Source organism: Promicromonospora kroppenstedtii DSM 19349, assembly GCF_000515355.1.
GTDB classification, from domain to species: Bacteria; Actinomycetota; Actinomycetes; order Actinomycetales; family Cellulomonadaceae; genus Promicromonospora; species Promicromonospora kroppenstedtii.
On the sequence record NZ_KI911751.1, the window covers coordinates 1 to 1,842 of the forward strand.

Sequence of the window (1,842 nt, forward strand, 5' to 3'; positions counted from 1 at the left end):
CGGGCCGGCCCGGCTCGTCAGGCGCGGCGGCGGTCCCGTCCCTCGGCTACCTCGCCGCGGCGTCCGGCCTGGCGACGCTGGTCTTCTTCGGCCTCTCGTTCCCGGTCCTCGGGTCCCGGCAGCCGGCCTTCACCGAGGGTCTGACGGTGCTGATCCCGATGGCGCTCACCGCGATCGGCGTCGTGGCCTGCTACCGCTACCTGACCCGGACGGCGTCCTCCGCGGCCTGGACGCCACGGCACACGCTCGCCCTGATCGGCGGGGCGCTCGTGGCCCATTCGGTGGGCGGGCTGGTGATCATGGCGCACACCACCGTGGACCGGGTCGGCCTCGTGGTGATCATCGCGCTGACCGTCGTCGGACTGCTGCTCGTCGACCGGCGCCTGCGCCGCTGACCAGCCCGACGACGTCGTCAGTGCTCGTCGAGCGTCGTCAGAGGGCGAGGAGGCCCCGGGCAAGGGCCGTCACGGCGCCCGCCGTCGCCACCGTGAGGGCCGTCCGGGACGCCGCCCGGGTCGAGATCCTCAGGGCGAGGAAGCGGCCGACCGTCACGCCGGCCAGCACCGCCGCCAGCAGCACCGGCCAGACCCACCACGCCGGGGCGAAGCCGGACGGGATGGCGCCGAAACCCAGCTTGGTCGCCACCGACATGGCGTTCATGACCACGAGCAGCGGCTGCATCGTCGCCGCGAACGACCGGTGGTCCCAGCGGGTGGCCAGCGCGTACGCGGTCCAGGCCGGTGCGGCGACCCCCGAGGTGGTGTTCATGAACCCTGCCGCCAGACCCGTGGCGACCGCCACCGAGCGGCCCTGGATGCGCACCCGGCGCCGCAGGATCGCCGAGGCGCCGAGCGCGAGCAGCACCGAACCGCCCACGATCACGTCGAGCCAGGCCGGGTCGGCCTCGCGGACCGTGAGCGCACCGAGCACCGAGCCCACCAGCATCAACGGCAGGATCGTGACGACGCGCCGCCAGTCCACGCCGTCACGCAGCGCGCGCAGGACGAGCAGGGCCGTGACGATCGCGGCGACGTTGCTGAGCAGCACGCCCACCGAGGCGCCGAGGAACACGGTGAGCACCGGCGCGGCCACCATGCCGACGCCCATCCCGGCGACGCGCTGCAGGCCGGCCCCGAGGACGACGGCCACGCAGGCTGCGATCAGGGCCGTCGTGTCCACCTCGTCACGCTAACCCTGATCAGGGGCGGTGCCGGTGCGAGGAATATCACCCTCCGGCCGCCGCGCCGTGCCCGGTCTCCGCACCCGCTCACCGAGCCCGGGGCCACACCACCGTGAACCGTGCCCCGCCGTCGTGCGACTCCCCGACGGCGACCTCGCCGCCCCGGCGCCGCACGAGCTCTGCGACCAGAGCCAGCCCGAGCCCGGCGCCGCCGGAGGTCCGGGCGCGGTCGTCCGACACCCGGTAGAACCGGTCGAACACCTTGGCGCGGTGCTCCGGGGGCACGCCCGGCCCGTCGTCGTCGACCAGCACCCGCACGGTGGAACGCTGCGCGAGGACCGTTACCACCACCCGCGTGCGGGTGTACCGGGCGGCGTTGCGCAGCAGGTTGTCGAGCACCAGCTCCGTCTCGGTGTGCGCCGCGGCCGCCCAGGCCCGATCGGTCAGGGCGTTGACGACGATCGGCACGGGCTCGCCGCTGTCCCGTCCTGTCTCCGCCCGTCCTGTCTCCGCCCGCTCTGTCTCCGCCCGCTCTGTCTCCGCCAGCCCTGCCCCCGCCAGCCCTGTCTCCGCCAGCCCTGCCCCCGCCCGTCCCGCCTCGGGCCGGGTCGCCGCCCGCGCCACCGCCGACCGCACCTCGTCGACCAGGTCGATCGACTCCG

General features: G+C 75.0%; 3 protein-coding genes. 1 reads left to right on the forward strand and 2 read right to left on the reverse strand.

Annotated features, from left to right (window positions below):
* Positions 1–395: hypothetical protein (locus PROKR_RS36235; protein WP_036969390.1), on the forward strand; the 395-nt coding region annotated here is incomplete at its 5' end.
* A 37-nt stretch (positions 396–432) separates the two neighbouring features.
* Here PROKR_RS36235 and PROKR_RS25720 read toward each other — a convergent pair.
* Both PROKR_RS25720 and PROKR_RS37070 read right to left on the reverse strand, forming a co-directional pair.
* The gene (locus tag PROKR_RS25720; RefSeq protein WP_036969392.1) at positions 433–1,179 is read right to left on the reverse strand and encodes a sulfite exporter TauE/SafE family protein; all 747 of its coding nucleotides are present in this window, start codon (positions 1,177–1,179) and stop codon (positions 433–435) included.
* 88 nt (positions 1,180–1,267) lie between these two features.
* Positions 1,268–1,842 (reverse strand): sensor histidine kinase (locus PROKR_RS37070; RefSeq protein WP_245605971.1); only part of this gene is annotated, 575 nt, incomplete at its 5' end.